Raw genomic sequence first — 15,221 nt, 5'->3', positions numbered from 1 at the left:
CAGGAGGAACCATGCTGGTCGCATTCTCCGTAGCGCCGAGCGGAACCGGGCGCACGGATGGCTCGGTGCACGACGCTGTCGCCGCCGCGGTGCGCATCGTGCGCTCCTCGGGGCTGCCCAACCAGACCGACTCGATGTTCACGACCATCGAGGGCGAATGGGACGAGGTCTTCGAGGTCATCAAGCGGGCGACCGAGGCGGTCGCGCCGTTCGGCTCCCGGATCTCGCTCGTGCTGAAAGCCGACATCCGCACCGAGCCCCGCGAGGGCGAGCTCTCCGCGAAGGTGGAGCGGCTCGAGAAGGCGCTCGCCGAGCAGGAATAAGCCATGTCGGCGGTCGATGCAACTGCAGAACCCCACTGAGAGGCCCAGCCCATGCCCGACACCACCGAACTGATCGAACGGCTGCGAGCCACTCTCGGCGACGCGGTCGTCACCGCCGAGGACGAGCGGTACGCGGCGGCTCTCGTCGTGTTCTACGGCGGCGAGCCGATCCGCCCCGCCGCCGTGGTGCTCGCGCAGACACCGGATGACGTGGCATCCACCGTGCGGCTCGTCGCCCCCACCGGGGTCGAGCTCGCGATCCGCAGCGGCGGGCACAGCTCTGACCGGTTCGCGCTGTGCGACGGCGGGATCGTGCTCGACCTGTCCGGGATGAAGGCGCTCAGCATCGACGCCGAGGAGCGCACCGCCTGGGCTGAGACCGGCATGACGGTGCGTGAATACACCCAGGCGGTCGGGGAGCTCGGTCTCGCCACCGGCTTCGGCGACATCGGTGACGTCGGCATCGGCGGCATCACCCTGGGCGGAGGTCTCGGCTACCTCAGCCGGGTACACGGTCTCACCATCGACAACGTGCTCGCCGCCGAGGTGGTCACCGCCGACGGCGAACTCGTGGTGGCCGATGAGCACAACCACCCTGACCTGTTCTGGGCCATCCGCGGTGGCGGTGGCAACTTCGGTGTCGTCACCCGGTTCAAGTTCCGCCTCTGGGACCTGCCAACGCTGACCGGCGGCATGATCGTGCTCCCCGGCAGCGCCGAAGCGCTCGCGGCCGTCGTCGACTACGCCGCCAATGCACCCGAAGAGCTGACCCTGATGGTGAACTCGATGGTCGCGCCGCCGATGCCGTTCCTCCCCGAGGCGGTGCACGGCAAGCTCGTCATCATGCTCAACGTCGCCTACGTCGGTGATCCCGAATCGGCTGAAGCGGCACTTGCGCCGGTGCGCGCCATCGCCGAGCCGCTGATCGAGCAGGTCGCCGAGATGCCGTATGCGGCGCTGATCCCCGAGCAGGCTCTGGACATCCACCCGGTCGGCTCCGCTCGCACCATGTTCCTCGAGGCGCTGACCCTCGAGCAGGCGCAGTTCGTCGTCGACCACCTGCGATCGGCCACCGCCCCGATGGCGAGCGCCGGCATCCGGGTGCTCGGGGGAGCCATCGACCGGATACCGGTGGATGCGACGGCGTACGCGCACCGCGGGCGCCGCCTGCTGGCCAACTTCGCCGCGTACACCTTCGACGGCAGCGAGGTGGCGGAACTCGAGGACTGGGTGGACGAACTCTGGCACGAGCTGAAGCAAGACGACGCCGCCTACCTCAACTTCTTCGGCCACGAGCCGCCGCGGCGGGTGCGCGACGTCTACCCCGGTGCTACCTGGGAGCGGCTGCAGCGGGTGAAGGCACGGTACGACCCCGACAACGTGTTCCGGCGCAACCACAACATCGCGCCCGTGAGCGTCGGCTGATTGCGAGTCGTCACTCTTCTGGGCATTCGCTGATTTTGCCCCCGATCCGAGGGCGCCTAAGTAGTTTGGTTAATCGAGACGAACTCCCGTCACGGACGATATCCGGAGGTTGACATGGGTGCGGATGACAAGATGAAGAACAAGGCCGAAGAGGTCGCAGGCAAGGCCAAAGAGGCAGCGGGCAAGATGACCGATGATGAACGCCTCGAGGCCGAAGGCAAGGGTGACCAGACGAAGGCCAACCTCAAACAGGCGGGCGAGAACGTGAAGGACGCGTTTAAGGGTTAACCCCGCTTGGACACCCCGCCGCTTCGGGTCGGCGGGGTGTCGTCGTGTCCGGAGCATCCTGCGCGAGCGGATAATCGAATGGTGGCTGAGACAACCCCCGAACCGGATGACGCACTGGCGAACCTCGGTCGCGAGATCGAGTTGCTCGCGTCCAGCGCCGTCGCGAGGGCCGGCGATTCGGGCGACCTGTTCGACCGCGCTGCGGTGCTCCGCGACAACGCGATGGGCATCATCTACGACGCGGATGGCAGCACCGACGCGGAGCGGGTCGGGCGGTTGCTTGCCCTGATCCCGGCGCTGCTCACGGTCGTCGACGAGGCGCGCGACACCATCGGGCGGCTGCGCGAACTCAGCGGCGAACAGGACCCGCCCAAGGCGATCAGCCCCTACGACGTCGCGGGACGATCCGAGCCGGCGCCTCCCCGCTGGGGTCAGGCCGACTAGGACGCGTCAGTGCTGGCGGGCGTCGTCGGCGGTGGTGCCTGGCTGGACGTCTTCCGGATGCTGCGGCGCACCACCCAGAGGACGATCGCGGCGACTAGACCTACGAAGATCAGCCACGGTGCTGCGACACCGACGAACACCAGCATCGTCGCCCAGAAGCCGACGAACGCGTTCCAGCCGGCGATCAGGCCGCTGAGGAACGTCTCCGGCTGCTGAACCGGCGCATCCTTCTCGGAGATGAAGTAGATGGTGATCGTCGACAACTGCACCTGGTCGTCGAGCGAGCGCTTCTGCGCCTGCAGGCTCTCCAGGTTCGCCTGACGCTCGGAGAGCGCCTGCTCGATGGTGATGAGATCCGCCGTGGTGTCGGCACCCGCCATCAGCACGATCAGCCGGTCGACCGACGCCTGAAGTGCGGCGATGCGCGCGTCGAGGTCCTTCAGCTGGCTCGACACGTTGGTCTCGTCGAGGCTCGTCTCGTTCGCCTCGCCGAGCGCCTTGATGTCATCGAGCGTGGGGGTGAGCTCGGCGGTGGGGATGCGCACGACGAGCCGGGCGCTTCCCGGCGCGCGGTCATCCGGGGCACGCTCGGTGCGGCTCGCGATGTGGCCGCCGGCCTGGTCCACGATGCGCGCGGTCTCGTCTGCGGCGGCGATCGGCGACTCGACGGTGATCGACACGTTGCCGGTGACGATGATCTGCTCGCCGCCGCTCTGCAGGTCGCCGCCCGACTCCGAGTCGGTGATCGGTCCCTGCATGGGCGGGGAGGCCGGGGAGACGACCCCCTCGTCGAAGCTGCCGGACATCGAGCCGGTGCACCCGGCGAGGCCGAGCCCAGCCAAGAGCAGCACGGATGTGAACAGGATGCGCCTCATGGCGTTCACGCTATTGGCGTTGGGCATCCGTGCACCACCCAACGTTTGACACGAGTTGCTCGTCAGCGGCGGCCGCGCGCGTCAGCACTCGCGTCCAGCGACGCCACCGACCTCCGCAATACTTAGGGCATGGGGTTGCTGGACTGGGTGCGCGGCAGACGCGCGCCGTTGCTCCACATCGCCGGCGACGTGGGCAGCGGCCCGCCCGTCATCCTCATCCACGGGATCGCGTCGTCGTCGGTAACCTTCGAGTTCCTGGTGCCGCTCATCGCCGACCGCCACCGCGTCATCTCGATCGACCTGATGGGCTTCGGCGGCTCACCGGCGCCCGCCGACGCGACCTACACGGTCGAGGAACACGTCGCCGCGCTCGAGCGGACCATCCGGATGCTGCGCTTGCGCGAGAAGTTCGTGCTGGTCGGCCACTCGATGGGCAGCCTCATCGGCGCGCGGTACGCGGCCGAGCAGGGCAAGCGGCTCACCAAACTCGTGCTCGTCGCGCCTCCCGTCTATGTGCGTCCGGAGGCGGTGGCCGACCCGGTCGAGCGTGCAGCGCTCGGGCTGTTCCTGAAGATCTATGACTACCTGCGGAACAACAAGGAGTTCACGATCCGGAACGCCGGCTGGATCGGCAAGCTCGCGCCGATCAAGAACGTGCTCGAGGTGACCGAACAGAACTGGGACGCGTTCGTGCTGTCCCTGGAGAATTCGATCGAATCGCAGACCACGATCAGTGACCTCGCATCCGTGACCGTGCCGGTCGAGGTCATCTACGGCACCCTCGACCCGTTCCTGGCCCCCGCCGGGCTCAGGATCGTGGAGCAGCTGCGCAACGTGAACGTGCACAAGGTCGAGGGGAACGATCACGTGGTGCGGAAGCGGTTGGCGCGAGTGGTCGCCACCGCGGTCGGCTGAGCACCTTGCGGGCAGGCATAAGACGATTTAGCGTGACGTAGCCGACTCCGGAAAGGGCGCTCTTGCAGACCGACACCAAGAAGGGCCTTGGGGCTGCCTTCACAAATGTCTTCACCGCGAACCTGTCCAGCAGTCTCGGAGACGGAATTGCGCGCACCGCGATCCCGCTGCTCGCGGTGCAGGTGACCAGCGACCCGCTGCTGGTGTCCGGGGTCGCGGCGCTTGTGCTGCTGCCGTGGCTGTTCTTCGCGATTCCGGCGGGCATCCTGATCGACCGGATCGACCGCCGGGTGGCGCTCGGCGTCGCGAACACCGTGCGCACGCTGCTCGCGGCCGCGCTGTTCGTGCTGACGATGAACGGTGCACTGACCATCTGGTGGATCTACGTCATCGTGTTCCTGTACGGCACCTTCGAGACGGTCTACGACGGCGCCATCCGCGCGGTCGTGCCGAGCATCGTCGGCAAGGCGAACCTGCCGCGCGCGAACTCCCGCATCGAGGGTGCGGAGCTGGTGGTGCAGAACTTCCTCGCCGGGCCGATCACCGCAATGTTCTTCGGTATCTCCGTGCTGATCCCGCTCGGCGCCAACGTCGCGGTGTTCGCGCTCGCCGTCGGGTTGGCGTTCGCGCTGCCGAAGGCGGCATCCGGACGCCAGTACGCCAATGCGGCGGGGGAGCCGCACGTCGCCTGGTATCGGCAGTATGTGGACGGGTACCGGTTCATCCGGTCGGATCCGATGCTCGTGAAGCTGCTGCTGCTCAGCACCTTCCTCGGGCTATGCGGGTCGGCGGCGACCGCGAGCTTCGTGCTGTACCTCGTCGACTACCTCGCGCTGCCGGAGGAGTGGTTCGGGGTGTTCATGCTGAGCGGCGCGGTCGGCGGCGTCGTCGCATCGATGGTGACGTCGCGGCTGAAGGCCCGCTTCAACTCCGGGCCGGTGATGGCGGTGAGCGCGGTGGTCTCCGGGCTGGCGTTGGCGCTCATCGGGTTCGTGCCGACGCTGTGGGCGGCGGGGCTCGGGTTCCTGATCTCGAGCGCCACGATTACGTCGTGGAACATTCTGGTGATGTCACTGCGGCAGAGCGTGATCCCTGGGCGGCTGCTCGGCCGGGTGCACGGCACCTGGCGGACCCTGCTGTGGGGCAGCATGCCGATCGGGGCGGTGATCGGCGGGTTCATCGGACGCATCGACCTGACCCTGCCGTTCATCGTCGGTGGCCTCGGCACGGCGATCGCGTGTGTGGTGTTCTTCCGGTTCCTGGCTGGGCTGCCGAACCCCGAAGACATCGACAACGGGGACGAGGCGGCGCTGGCCGGCCCGACCGACCCGATGGTGCAGGACTGACCGCCCGCCCTCCCGCGAGTGCGCGCCGAATGTGCGAGCGCCGCCGATATTGCGGGCGCGCTCGCACATTTGCGCGGCGCTCGCGACCGGCGACGCGCAGCGGTCAGGGGCGGATGGTCGACACCGGCTCGGTGTCCGGCAGTGGCGACGGATCGCGGTCGCGGAGGTCCGGGTGCGCGCCGCGGAAGATGACCGGCACGAGGAACCCGAGGAAACCGAACGCGATCGCCACCCAGAAGGCGCCGTGCGCGTCGAACGCGTCGATCATGAACCCTGCGGCAGCCGACCCGATGGCCGCGCCGATCAGCTGACCGGTGCCGACCCATCCGTACGCCTCGGCGGTCTCCGAGAATTTCACGCTCGCCGACACGATCGCGAACATCACCGCGAGCGCGGGGGCGATGCCGATGCCCGCGATCAGGAGAGTGACGGACAGCCACCAGAAGTCGAGCACGAACGCGGCGAGGGCCATGCCGAGGAAGACAATGAACATCCGGCGTGCGAGCGCCCACGGGCCGATCGGCAGGTGACCGAACGCGAGACCCCCGAACAGCGACCCGACCGCGAAGATCGCCAGCACGACCCCGGATTCCCACCCGCCTTCGCCGAACGTCGCAACGACGCCAGCTTCAGCCGCCGCGCACGCGCCGATCAGCAGGAAGCCGGTCGCCGTCGCCAGCAGCACCGGCGGACGCGACAGCACAACGCCCAGCCTGCGCCGGCTGCGCGGAATGCGCACCCGCCCGACCTCCGGCGAGGACAGGAACCAGGCGCCACCGCCGACCATGAACACGATCGCGACGGTGATGGCGATCTCGGTGCTGATCTGGGTGGCGATGAGCGTTGTGATGACGGGGCCGATGACCCAGATGATCTCCTGCGCGGATGCGTCGAGGGAGAACAGCGGCGTGAGTTGCCGGGAGTTGACCATCTTCGGGTAGATGGTGCGCACCGCGGGCTGGATCGGTGGCGTGCTGAGTCCGGCGAGGAAACCGACGACCATGTAGAGCCACACCGGCAGGATCGGCGCATAGGCGATGACGGCAACGGATGCCGCAGAGATCGCGAGCGCGATGGTGATGACCGGCCGCATGCCCCAGCGGCCCATCCACCGGCTGGTGAGCGGTCCGGCGATCGCCTGGCCGATGCTCGTCGCGGCCAGCACGAGCCCCGCGTAACCGTACGAGTCGGTGAGCTTCTCGATGTGGATCAGGAACGCGAGCGCGAGCATCCCGGACGGAAAACGTGCGACAAGCTGCGCGCTCATGATCCGCGCGACGCCCTTTGTCCTCAACAGACTCAGGTAGCCGCTCACGATCCACAATCCTAGTTCGCGCCTACCGCGACGCCGCTCGCGGCACCCGGACTCCAGCGTTCGGCGGCCCGGTCCTGCGCGGGGTCGCTAACTGCCCTTCGTGGCGCTGGGAAGGGCGCTTTCAGGCCCCTCGGGGCCGGGGAGGAGCGCCTGAAATCCATGCACAGGGTGTGAGAAACCCGGGTCAACTTATACACACCTGTGGATGACACGCCCACTACATCTAGGGTTTCAGTGTTGTCAGACCCCCGCTATATAGTGATCACACTGCAAAGCAGCGACACTGCTCCGGGAGGCCGAAAAGGCCCGTGGACGTGCACTCGCGCAGCAACAATCGGGCTCCCGAGAGAGAGCCACAAGGGGACAGGAATAACCGCCGGTCGGAGCGGTATTCCAGGAGTTGGGAGCAACATAAATTGGGCATCACGGTAGTCAAGCGAAACGGCGAGCGCGAGCCGTACGACGCCAACAAGATCAACCTCGCCATCGAGCGAGCCAGCCACGATCTCGACGAGAACATCACCTGGGTGACGCAGATCGCGAGCGAGCTTGAGCTCACCCTGTTCGACGGCATCACCACCCAGCAGCTCGACGAGGCGGTCATCCAGGTTGCGCTCCAGAACGTCAAGGATGACCCGGAGTTCGACACCGTCGCAGCCCGCCTTCTGCTGAAGACTATCTACAAGCGCGTGCTCGGCGACTACGAGACCGACGAAGACCTCGCACGGCTGCACACCGAGCACTTCATCATGAACCTGACCCGCGGAGTCAACGAGGGACTGCTCGACACCCGGCTCACCGAGATGTTCGACCTCGAGCGCCTCGCCGCTGCCCTCGACCACACCCGCGACGACCTGCTCAAGTACATTGGCGTCGTCACCCTCAACAACCGCTACGGCATCAAGGGCCGCAACGGTGACTCGCTAGAGGTGCCGCAGTACTTCTGGATGCGCGTCGCCATGGGCCTCTCCCTCAACGAGGCAGACCCGACCAGCCACGCGCTGAAGTTCTACGAGAAGATGTCCAAGCTCGAGTACCTGGCCGCGGGCTCGACGCTCGTCAACGCGGGCACCAGCTACCCGCAGCTCGCCAATTGCTTCGTCATGGAGATGCAGGATGACATCGAGCACATCGCGAAGACGGTGCGCGATGTCATGTGGCTGACCAAGGGCACCGGAGGGATCGGGCTCTCGGTCACCAAGCTCCGCTCGCAGGGCTCGCCCATCCGGTCGAACAACACGACCTCGACCGGTCCGATCCCGTTCATGCACACCATCGACTCGGTGCTGCGTGCGGTCAGCCGCGGCGGCAAGAAGTTCGGTGCGCTGTGCTTCTACATGGAGAACTGGCACCTCGACTTCCCCGAGTTCATCGACCTGCGCCAGAACTCCGGCGACCCGTACCGCCGCACCCGCACCGCCAACACCGCGGTCTGGATCAGCGACGAGTTCATGAAGCGCGTGCAGAACGACGACGACTGGTACCTGTTCGACCCGCTCGAGGTCTCCGACCTGAACGAGCTGTACGGCGCTGCGTTCTCCAAGCGTTACGCCGAGTACGTCGAGATGGCGAACACGGGCCAGCTGCGCATGCACAAGAAGCTGAAGGCACGCGAGCAGTTCAAGGCGATCCTGATCTCCCTGCAGGCATCCAGCCACCCGTGGCTGACCTGGAAGGACACGATCAACAACCGTGCCCTCAACAACAACACCGGCACGATCCACCTGTCGAACCTGTGCACCGAGATCACCCTGCCGCAGGACGAGGACAACGTCTCGGTCTGCAACCTCGCGTCGATCAACCTCTCGCAGCACCTGATCGAAGCCGAGGGCCGGCCGACGGTCGACTTCGCCAAGATCGAGGAGAGCGCGCGCACCGCCGTCCGCCAGCTCGACAACCTCATCGACATCACGCGTTCCTCGGTGCCTGAGGCGGACTTCTCCAACGAGCAGAACCGCGCGGTCGGCCTCGGCGTGATGGGCTTCACCGACATCGCCGAGCGCCTCGGGTTCAGCTACGAGAGCGAAGAGGCGTACGCCCTGATCGACGAGATCATGGAGCACGTCTCCTACGCCGCGATCGACGAATCGGCTGAGCTCGCCAAGGAGCGCGGCGCGTACCCGAACTTCGACGGCTCCGGCTGGTCGAAGGGCATGGTGCCGATCGACTCCATCGCCCTCACCGAGCAGGACCGCCAGATCCCGATCCAGGTGAACCGCACCACGCGCCTCGACTGGGACGCCCTGCGCACCAAGGTCGCCGGCGGGATGCGCAACGCGACGCTCATGGCGATTGCTCCGACCGCATCCATCGGCCTCGTTGCCGGGACCACCCCCGGCCTTGACCCGCAGTTCACGCAGATCTTCAGCCGGTCGACCTCCTCGGGCAAGTTCCTCGAGGTCAACCGCAACCTGGTGCGCGACCTGCAGAAGCTGGGCATCTGGGGTCAGGTACGCGAGTCGATCCTGCGCAGCCAGGGTGACATCCAGGGCATCGCCGAGATCCCGGATGCTCTCAAGGCGGTCTACAAGACGAGCTTCCAGCTCTCGCCGTTCGCCTTCCTCGAGGTCGCAGCGCGCGCGCAGAAGTGGATCGACCAGGCCATCAGCCGCAACATGTACCTCGAGTCGCGCGACATCGACGACATGATGGCCGTCTACATGGGCGCGTGGGAGCGCGGCGTGAAGACGACCTACTACCTGCACATGAAGCCGCGCCATCAGGCCGAGCAGTCGACCGTCAAGGTCAACAAGGCAGAAGAGATCAAGACCGGCGCCGGCCGTGGCTTCGCGTCGGCATCGGCGGGCGCCGCGCAGGCATCCGCCCCCGCCGCGCCCGCCCGGCGCGGGTTCGGCGGACTCACCCCGAAGGCAGGTGAATGATGAACGAGGAGTACTACGTACCGGTCGACCCGATGGACGAGCTTCAGTGCGACAGCTGCCAGTAGGGGGTCTCGACGGGCTCGACCACCGATGTGGCTCGACCCCCGATGTGGCTCGACCACGACTCGACCACCGATGAATAAGGAAGAAGGAAGATAGGCATGTCAATTCTCGGAACCGGCGTACAGGAAGGCCTCCTGCTGAAGCCGGTCAAGTACCAGTGGGCGATGGACCTGTACGACCAGGCTGTCGCGAACACCTGGTTCCCGAACGAGATCCAGCTCGACCAGGACATCGCCGACTTCAAGCGCATGACGGACGAAGAGCGTCACGCGATCACCTTCCTCATGAGCTACTTCAACCCGAACGAGCTGCTCGTCAACAAGGCTCTCGCGTTCGGGGTGTACCCCTACATCAACGCTGCCGAGGCGCACCTCTACCTCGCCAAGCAGATGTGGGAGGAGGCCAACCACTGCATGAGCTTCGAGTACGTGCTGGAGACCTTCCCGATCGACCGTGAAGAGGCCTACAACTCGCACGTCGAGGTGCCGTCGATGGCGCGCAAGGAAGAGTTCCAGGTCAAGTACATCAAGCGCATGACCGAGGAAACCCTCGACATCTCCACGACCGAGGGCAAGCAGGACTTCGTCCGCAACCTCGTCGCGTACAACATCATCCTCGAGGGCATCTGGTTCTACTCGGGCTTCATGGTCGCCCTGAGCTTCCGCCAGCGGAACCTGCTGCGCAACTTCGGCTCGCTGATGGACTGGATCATCCGCGACGAGTCACTGCACCTGAAGTTCGGCATCAACCTCATCCTCACCGTGCTGGAGGAGAATCCCGACCTGCAGACGCCGGAGTTCGCGCAGGAGATCAAGCAGATGATCCTCGACGCGGTCGAGATGGAGGAGGAGTACAACCAGGACCTGCTGCCCAGCGGCATCCTCGGACTGAACGCCAACTACATCAACCAGTACGTCAAGTACCTGGCCGACCGTCGCCTCGAGGAGCTCGGCTTCGACCCCGAATACAGGGTCTCCAACCCGGCCAAGTGGATGGCGACCGCCAACGACACCTACGAACTGGTCAACTTCTTCGAGTCCACCAACACGTCGTACGAGACCAACACCAAGTCGGTTTCCAAGTCATCGACGAACTGACGTAGTTTTCGCTACCACTTCCCGCTGGTCGCGCACGAAATCGTGCGCGACCAGCGGTTTAACGTGTGAAAAGCGGCGTTGCGCCTGCGATAAGGTACGAATACCGCTGTGACGATGGGGTCAAGATCGGATTGTTATCTCTTCTCCCTGTCAGGACCGGTCAAGAATGGGCGGGTCGGCTTAGTCTGCCTTTAGGTCCCGCAGTACCCAAGAGAAGAGGAAAACCATGCGCACCAGACTCACGGTGGCGGCCATCGCCGCCGCATCCGCTCTCCTGCTCACCGGATGCGTAGACAACTCCGCACCGCCGACCGACAACAACGCCGCTCCCGGCGCAGAGATTCAGGTCGACCAGGCAGCCGAGGCGCTGCTGCCGGACGAGATCCGCGAGGCCGGCAAGCTGATGATCGGCATGGACATCGGCTACGCGCCAAACGAGTTCAAGAAGGAAGACGGCAGCGCTGACGGCTGGGCGGTCGAGCTCGGCAACGCGATGGCCGCGAAGCTCGGGCTCACCACCGAGTACCAGCAGTCGGCGTTCGACCGCATCATCCCGGCAGTCAACGGCGGCACCTTCGACATCGGCTACTCGTCGTTCACCGACACCGCCGAGCGTGAGCAGTCGGTCGACTTCGTCAACTACTACAACGCCGGCGTTCAGTGGGCGCAGCAGATCGGCAAGGCCGTCAACCCCGACGACGCGTGCGGGTTGACCGTGTCGGTGCAGGCCACCACCTATGAGGAGACCGAGGAACTGCCAGCCAAGTCCGCTGCGTGCGAGGCTGCTGGCAAGGAGCCGATCAACATCCTCAAGTTCGAGAGCCAGGATGAGGCCACCAACGCACTCGCGCTCGGCCGCGCCGACGCGATGAGCGCCGACTCACCGATCACCCAGTACGCGGTCGCGCAGGTGAGCGACAAGATCGAGCTCGCCGGTGACGCGTTCGAGGTCGCCCCGTACGGCATCGCTGTCGCCAAGGGCTCCGAACTCGCCGCAGCGCTGCAGGCAGCCCTGCAGTCCCTCGTCGACGACGGCACCTACATGGACATCCTCACCAAGTGGGGCGTTCAGGATGGCGCCATCGACGAGATTACGATCAACGCAGCAACCAAGGGGTAATTCCCATGAGTGCGCCTCAGGCGGACCGACCGGCGGCACGGGCGACCGTGCCGCCGGTATCGGCACAACCCGAACCCATCAAGGCGATCAAGCTCCGCCACCCGTGGCGGATCGTCTTCGCCGTCATCCTGATCCTTGGCCTGGCCCTCTTCATCTATGACGCGTCACAGCGTGACGCGTACGGATGGGACCAGTTCGCGAAGTACATCTTCGACCGCCGCATCTCGCAGGCGGCGCTGATCACCCTGCTGATGACGATCTATTCGATGGTCATCGCGATCGTGCTGGGCGTCATCCTCGCGGTGATGCGACTTTCCGACAACCCGGTGGTCAAGGGTGTCGCCTGGCTCTACCTGTGGGTGTTCCGCGGCACGCCCGTGTACGTGCAGCTCGTCTTCTGGGGACTGTTCACGACGATCTACGCGACCATCGACATCGGCATTCCGTTTACGGCACCGTGGACGTCGATCGAGACCAAGGCGACGATCGACGTGTTCTGGCTCGCGGTCATTGGACTGTCCCTGAACGAGGCCGCGTACATGGCGGAAATCGTTCGAGCAGGCATTCTTTCGGTCGACCCAGGTCAGACGGAGGCGTCGAAGGCGCTCGGCATGGGCTGGTCCCAGTCGATGCGCCGCATTGTCATCCCGCAGGCGATGCGCATCATCATCCCACCGACCGGCAACGAGGTCATCTCGATGCTGAAGACCACATCGCTTGTCGCGGCGGTACCGTTCAGCTTCGACCTGTACGGGCGCTCGCGCGACATCTCCGCGGTCATCTTCGACCCCGTTCCGCTGCTGCTCGTCGCCTCGGCCTGGTACCTGCTGTTCACCTCGATCCTGATGGTGGGTCAGTACTTCCTCGAGAAGCGGTTCTCGCGCGGCGTTGGGCAGGCGATCGAGAAGCGGCCCAACACTGAAACGGGCGCGCTTCGCACAGTGGGCGGGCCCAACGACCCCACGCGGCCCATCGACTCCAAGGGTTCGGAGCACACCAAATGACAGACGTCCCCATGGTGAACGCGGAGCAGGTCTCCAAGAATTTCGGCTCGAACGAGGTGCTGAAGGGCATCACGCTCGAGGTGAAACGCGGTGAAGTGCTCTGCCTGGTCGGGCCGAGCGGGTCGGGCAAATCCACATTCCTGCGCTGCATCAACCACCTCGAGCGGGTCGACGCCGGACGGCTCTCGGTAGACGGCGTGCTGGTCGGCTACGAAGAGCGTGACGACAAGCTCTACGAGCTGAAGCCGAACGTTGCTGCACGTCAGCGGCGTGACATCGGCATGGTGTTCCAGCGATTCAACCTGTTCCCGCACATGACGGCGCTGGAGAACATCATCGAGGCGCCGATGAAGGTCAAGGGCACAGCCAAGGCGGCCGCCGTCGCTCGCGGAAAGGAACTGCTCGACCGGGTGGGGCTCGCGGAGAAGGCGGATGCCTACCCTGCACACCTCTCCGGCGGCCAGCAGCAGCGGGTGGCGATCGCGCGTGCGCTCGCGATGGACCCCAAGCTCATGCTGTTCGACGAGCCGACTTCCGCTCTTGACCCCGAACTCGTCGGGGACGTGCTCGAGGTCATGAAGCAGCTCGCCGCATCCGGGATGACGATGATCGTCGTCACTCACGAGATGGGCTTCGCTCGTGAGGTAGCGGACTCGCTCGTCTTCATGGACGGCGGCGTGGTCGTCGAGTCGGGCGACCCGGCCGAGGTGCTTGCCAACCCGCAGCACCAGCGGACCAAGGCGTTCCTGTCGAAGGTGCTCTGAGTCTCAGCCGACCAGATCGGAGAGCAGTCGCCGCCAGCGTTCCATCACGGCGGCGACGCTCATCCGCTCGGCTGAGACCCTCGCTCCGTCGATGAGTGCCGCGAGTACCGGAGGGCTGCTGAGCACATCGGCGATCGTGTCGGCAAGTCGGTCGATGTCACCGACCGGAACGAGGTGCCCGCTCACCCCCTCGTCGATGAGCTCGGACGGTCCGTAGTTGACGTCGAAGGCGACCGCCGGGGTGCCGCGGTTGAACCCCTCCAGGATCACGAGGCTCTGCCCCTCGTACTCGCTGGTCAGCAGCAGCAGCGACGCCTCACCGATCCGTTCGGTCACCGCCGGGTCGTAGCCGAGCAGCCGCACCGCATTGTTCAGCTGCAGCTCGTCGATGAGCGCTTCCAGTTCGCCGCGCAACGGACCGTCGCCGTAGACGTCCAGCCGCGCCAGGATGCCGCGCTGCCGCACCGCGGCGATCGCCCGGATGGCGCGGTCGACGCGCTTCTGCGGCGCCAGCCTGGCGACGATGACGGTAAGGAGCGGATCGCGCCTAGGTGCGGGCGCTCCGGCCGGGGGCGCCGGCACCGCGCTGGGGAGGATCTCGAACCGGGTCGGCTCACCGAACCGGCGGATGACGTCGTCGCGCTGTCTGGCGGTGGGAAACGTCACCGCGTCGTAGCCGGCCAGCGTGTCGATCCAGCCGCTCCACAGCGCATCCATCGGAGAGTCCCACTCGTGCGGCGGCATGGTGTGGGCGTTGTGCACGGTGTGCACGAGTTTCGTGCGGGCATCGCGTAGCGGGATGAGCAGTTCGCCGACCTGCCGCGATTCGGCGATGATCACCGTCGGCAGGTCGGGGTCGAGTCCGGCGATGACGTGATCCACCCAGGCCCGGTACAGCGCCCCGAATCCGGCGAGAGTGCCGACCGGCTCGCCGTCGTCGAAGACGGTGATGGTGTCGGTGGCGCGGTGCCAGTCCGGACGCGGCACCAGCGGCGTGCGCAGCAGCGGCCGGCCGGCGGCATCAGGATGGTCGGTGTGCGGCATCTCGGTGATAGCGCTCGTCGAGATCCCACCACCCAGTCGCGGGGCTGCCGCCCTGATCAGCCAGCTCGGGTCGGCGCGCGCCTCCTCGTACAGGTTGCGCAGCACCGTGCGTTCATCGGCGAGGCCGATGCGGCGGAACCCTTCGCGATGCTCGTCGTAGTCGGATGCGAAGTCGACGGTGAGGAGGATCGGGTCGGCCCCGGCCTCCCGCAGCTGCCGAGCGCGGTTCATGGCTGCGATCGTGTAACCGCCATCGGCCCCGGGATGCAGCCGGCTGGTGGCGATGAGCAGGTTGACGCGCGGGAACTCCACGCTC

The 15,221-nt window shown here is 66.1% G+C and carries 14 protein-coding genes; 11 read left to right on the top strand and 3 right to left on the bottom strand.

The window, feature by feature from the left end:
* Window positions 1-11 precede the first annotated feature (11 nt).
* The 4 genes from HGK58_RS00215 (at window position 12) to HGK58_RS00200 (ending at window position 2,480) form a co-directional block, all read left to right on the top strand.
* Window positions 12-323, top strand: coding sequence for a thiamine-binding protein (locus HGK58_RS00215; protein ID WP_168625561.1), 312 nt, complete (start codon window positions 12-14; stop codon window positions 321-323).
* A 51-nt stretch (window positions 324-374) separates the two neighbouring features.
* Entirely contained in the window at window positions 375-1,748 is a 1,374-nt protein-coding gene (locus HGK58_RS00210) for an FAD-binding oxidoreductase (RefSeq protein WP_168625560.1), read from the top strand.
* Window positions 1,749-1,862: 114 nt separating this feature from the next.
* Window positions 1,863-2,036, top strand: a complete 174-nt coding sequence (locus tag HGK58_RS00205; protein WP_168625559.1) for a CsbD family protein — start codon at window positions 1,863-1,865, stop codon at window positions 2,034-2,036.
* Window positions 2,037-2,117: 81 nt separating this feature from the next.
* On the top strand, window positions 2,118-2,480 hold the full coding sequence (locus HGK58_RS00200; RefSeq protein WP_168625558.1) for a hypothetical protein: 363 nt from the start codon (window positions 2,118-2,120) through the stop codon (window positions 2,478-2,480).
* Here HGK58_RS00200 and HGK58_RS00195 read toward each other — a convergent pair.
* Entirely contained in the window at window positions 2,477-3,355 is an 879-nt protein-coding gene (locus HGK58_RS00195; RefSeq protein WP_168625557.1) for a DUF4349 domain-containing protein, read from the bottom strand. The two genes, HGK58_RS00200 and HGK58_RS00195, sit on opposite strands and share 4 nt — an antisense overlap.
* 129 nt (window positions 3,356-3,484) lie before the next feature.
* Here HGK58_RS00195 and HGK58_RS00190 point away from each other — a divergent pair, with 129 nt between their 5' ends.
* Together HGK58_RS00190 and HGK58_RS00185 are read left to right on the top strand one after the other, a co-directional pair.
* Window positions 3,485-4,270, top strand: a complete 786-nt coding sequence (locus HGK58_RS00190; protein ID WP_168625556.1) for an alpha/beta hydrolase — start codon at window positions 3,485-3,487, stop codon at window positions 4,268-4,270.
* Window positions 4,271-4,332: 62 nt separating this feature from the next.
* Complete coding sequence (locus tag HGK58_RS00185) at window positions 4,333-5,616, top strand: MFS transporter (protein WP_168625555.1); 1,284 nt, start codon at window positions 4,333-4,335, stop codon at window positions 5,614-5,616.
* A 103-nt stretch (window positions 5,617-5,719) separates the two neighbouring features.
* Here the strand turns inward: HGK58_RS00185 and HGK58_RS00180 are convergent, their stop codons facing one another.
* On the bottom strand, window positions 5,720-6,931 hold the full coding sequence (locus HGK58_RS00180) for an MFS transporter (RefSeq protein ID WP_168625554.1): 1,212 nt from the start codon (window positions 6,929-6,931) through the stop codon (window positions 5,720-5,722).
* Between the two features lie 416 nt (window positions 6,932-7,347).
* Here HGK58_RS00180 and HGK58_RS00175 point away from each other — a divergent pair, with 416 nt between their 5' ends.
* From HGK58_RS00175 to HGK58_RS00150, 5 genes are all read left to right on the top strand, one after another.
* Window positions 7,348-9,813, top strand: coding sequence for a ribonucleoside-diphosphate reductase subunit alpha (locus HGK58_RS00175; protein ID WP_168625553.1), 2,466 nt, complete (start codon window positions 7,348-7,350; stop codon window positions 9,811-9,813).
* Window positions 9,814-9,974: 161 nt separating this feature from the next.
* Window positions 9,975-10,973, top strand: a complete 999-nt coding sequence (locus tag HGK58_RS00165) for a ribonucleotide-diphosphate reductase subunit beta (protein ID WP_168625552.1) — start codon at window positions 9,975-9,977, stop codon at window positions 10,971-10,973.
* Between the two features lie 226 nt (window positions 10,974-11,199).
* Window positions 11,200-12,093, top strand: coding sequence for an ABC transporter substrate-binding protein (locus HGK58_RS00160; RefSeq protein WP_168625551.1), 894 nt, complete (start codon window positions 11,200-11,202; stop codon window positions 12,091-12,093).
* Window positions 12,094-12,098: 5 nt separating this feature from the next.
* Window positions 12,099-13,097 carry an amino acid ABC transporter permease gene (locus tag HGK58_RS00155; protein ID WP_168625550.1) on the top strand — a complete coding sequence of 333 codons (999 nt, stop codon included), beginning with the start codon at window positions 12,099-12,101 and terminating at the stop codon, window positions 13,095-13,097.
* Window positions 13,094-13,861: an amino acid ABC transporter ATP-binding protein gene (locus HGK58_RS00150; RefSeq protein ID WP_282597216.1), complete on the top strand. Its 768-nt coding sequence runs from the start codon at window positions 13,094-13,096 to the stop codon at window positions 13,859-13,861. Before HGK58_RS00155 ends, HGK58_RS00150 begins: the two co-directional genes overlap by 4 nt.
* Before the next feature lie 3 nt (window positions 13,862-13,864).
* On the opposite strand, the gene HGK58_RS13965 is transcribed toward HGK58_RS00150, so the two are convergent.
* Window positions 13,865-15,217: a glycosyltransferase gene (locus HGK58_RS13965; protein ID WP_168625549.1), complete on the bottom strand. Its 1,353-nt coding sequence runs from the start codon at window positions 15,215-15,217 to the stop codon at window positions 13,865-13,867.
* Window positions 15,218-15,221 lie beyond the last annotated feature (4 nt).

The organism is Cryobacterium sp. BB307 (assembly GCF_012274275.1).
Lineage (GTDB): Bacteria > Actinomycetota > Actinomycetes > Actinomycetales > Microbacteriaceae > Terrimesophilobacter.
The sequence above is the reverse complement of the archived record's forward strand: the minus strand, read 5'-3'. Positions and strand labels throughout refer to the sequence as shown.

Coding starts and splice junctions, on each gene's coding strand:
- HGK58_RS00215 (WP_168625561.1), top strand. CDS start 12: ATGCTGGTCGCATTCTCCGTAGCGCCGAGCGGAACCGGGCGCACGGAT.
- HGK58_RS00210 (WP_168625560.1), top strand. CDS start 375: ATGCCCGACACCACCGAACTGATCGAACGGCTGCGAGCCACTCTCGGC.
- HGK58_RS00190 (WP_168625556.1), top strand. CDS start 3,485: ATGGGGTTGCTGGACTGGGTGCGCGGCAGACGCGCGCCGTTGCTCCAC.
- HGK58_RS00195 (WP_168625557.1), bottom strand. CDS start 3,355: ATGAGGCGCATCCTGTTCACATCCGTGCTGCTCTTGGCTGGGCTCGGC.
- HGK58_RS00155 (WP_168625550.1), top strand. CDS start 12,099: ATGAGTGCGCCTCAGGCGGACCGACCGGCGGCACGGGCGACCGTGCCG.
- HGK58_RS00150 (WP_282597216.1), top strand. CDS start 13,094: ATGACAGACGTCCCCATGGTGAACGCGGAGCAGGTCTCCAAGAATTTC.
- HGK58_RS00165 (WP_168625552.1), top strand. CDS start 9,975: ATGTCAATTCTCGGAACCGGCGTACAGGAAGGCCTCCTGCTGAAGCCG.
- HGK58_RS00205 (WP_168625559.1), top strand. CDS start 1,863: ATGGGTGCGGATGACAAGATGAAGAACAAGGCCGAAGAGGTCGCAGGC.
- HGK58_RS00160 (WP_168625551.1), top strand. CDS start 11,200: ATGCGCACCAGACTCACGGTGGCGGCCATCGCCGCCGCATCCGCTCTC.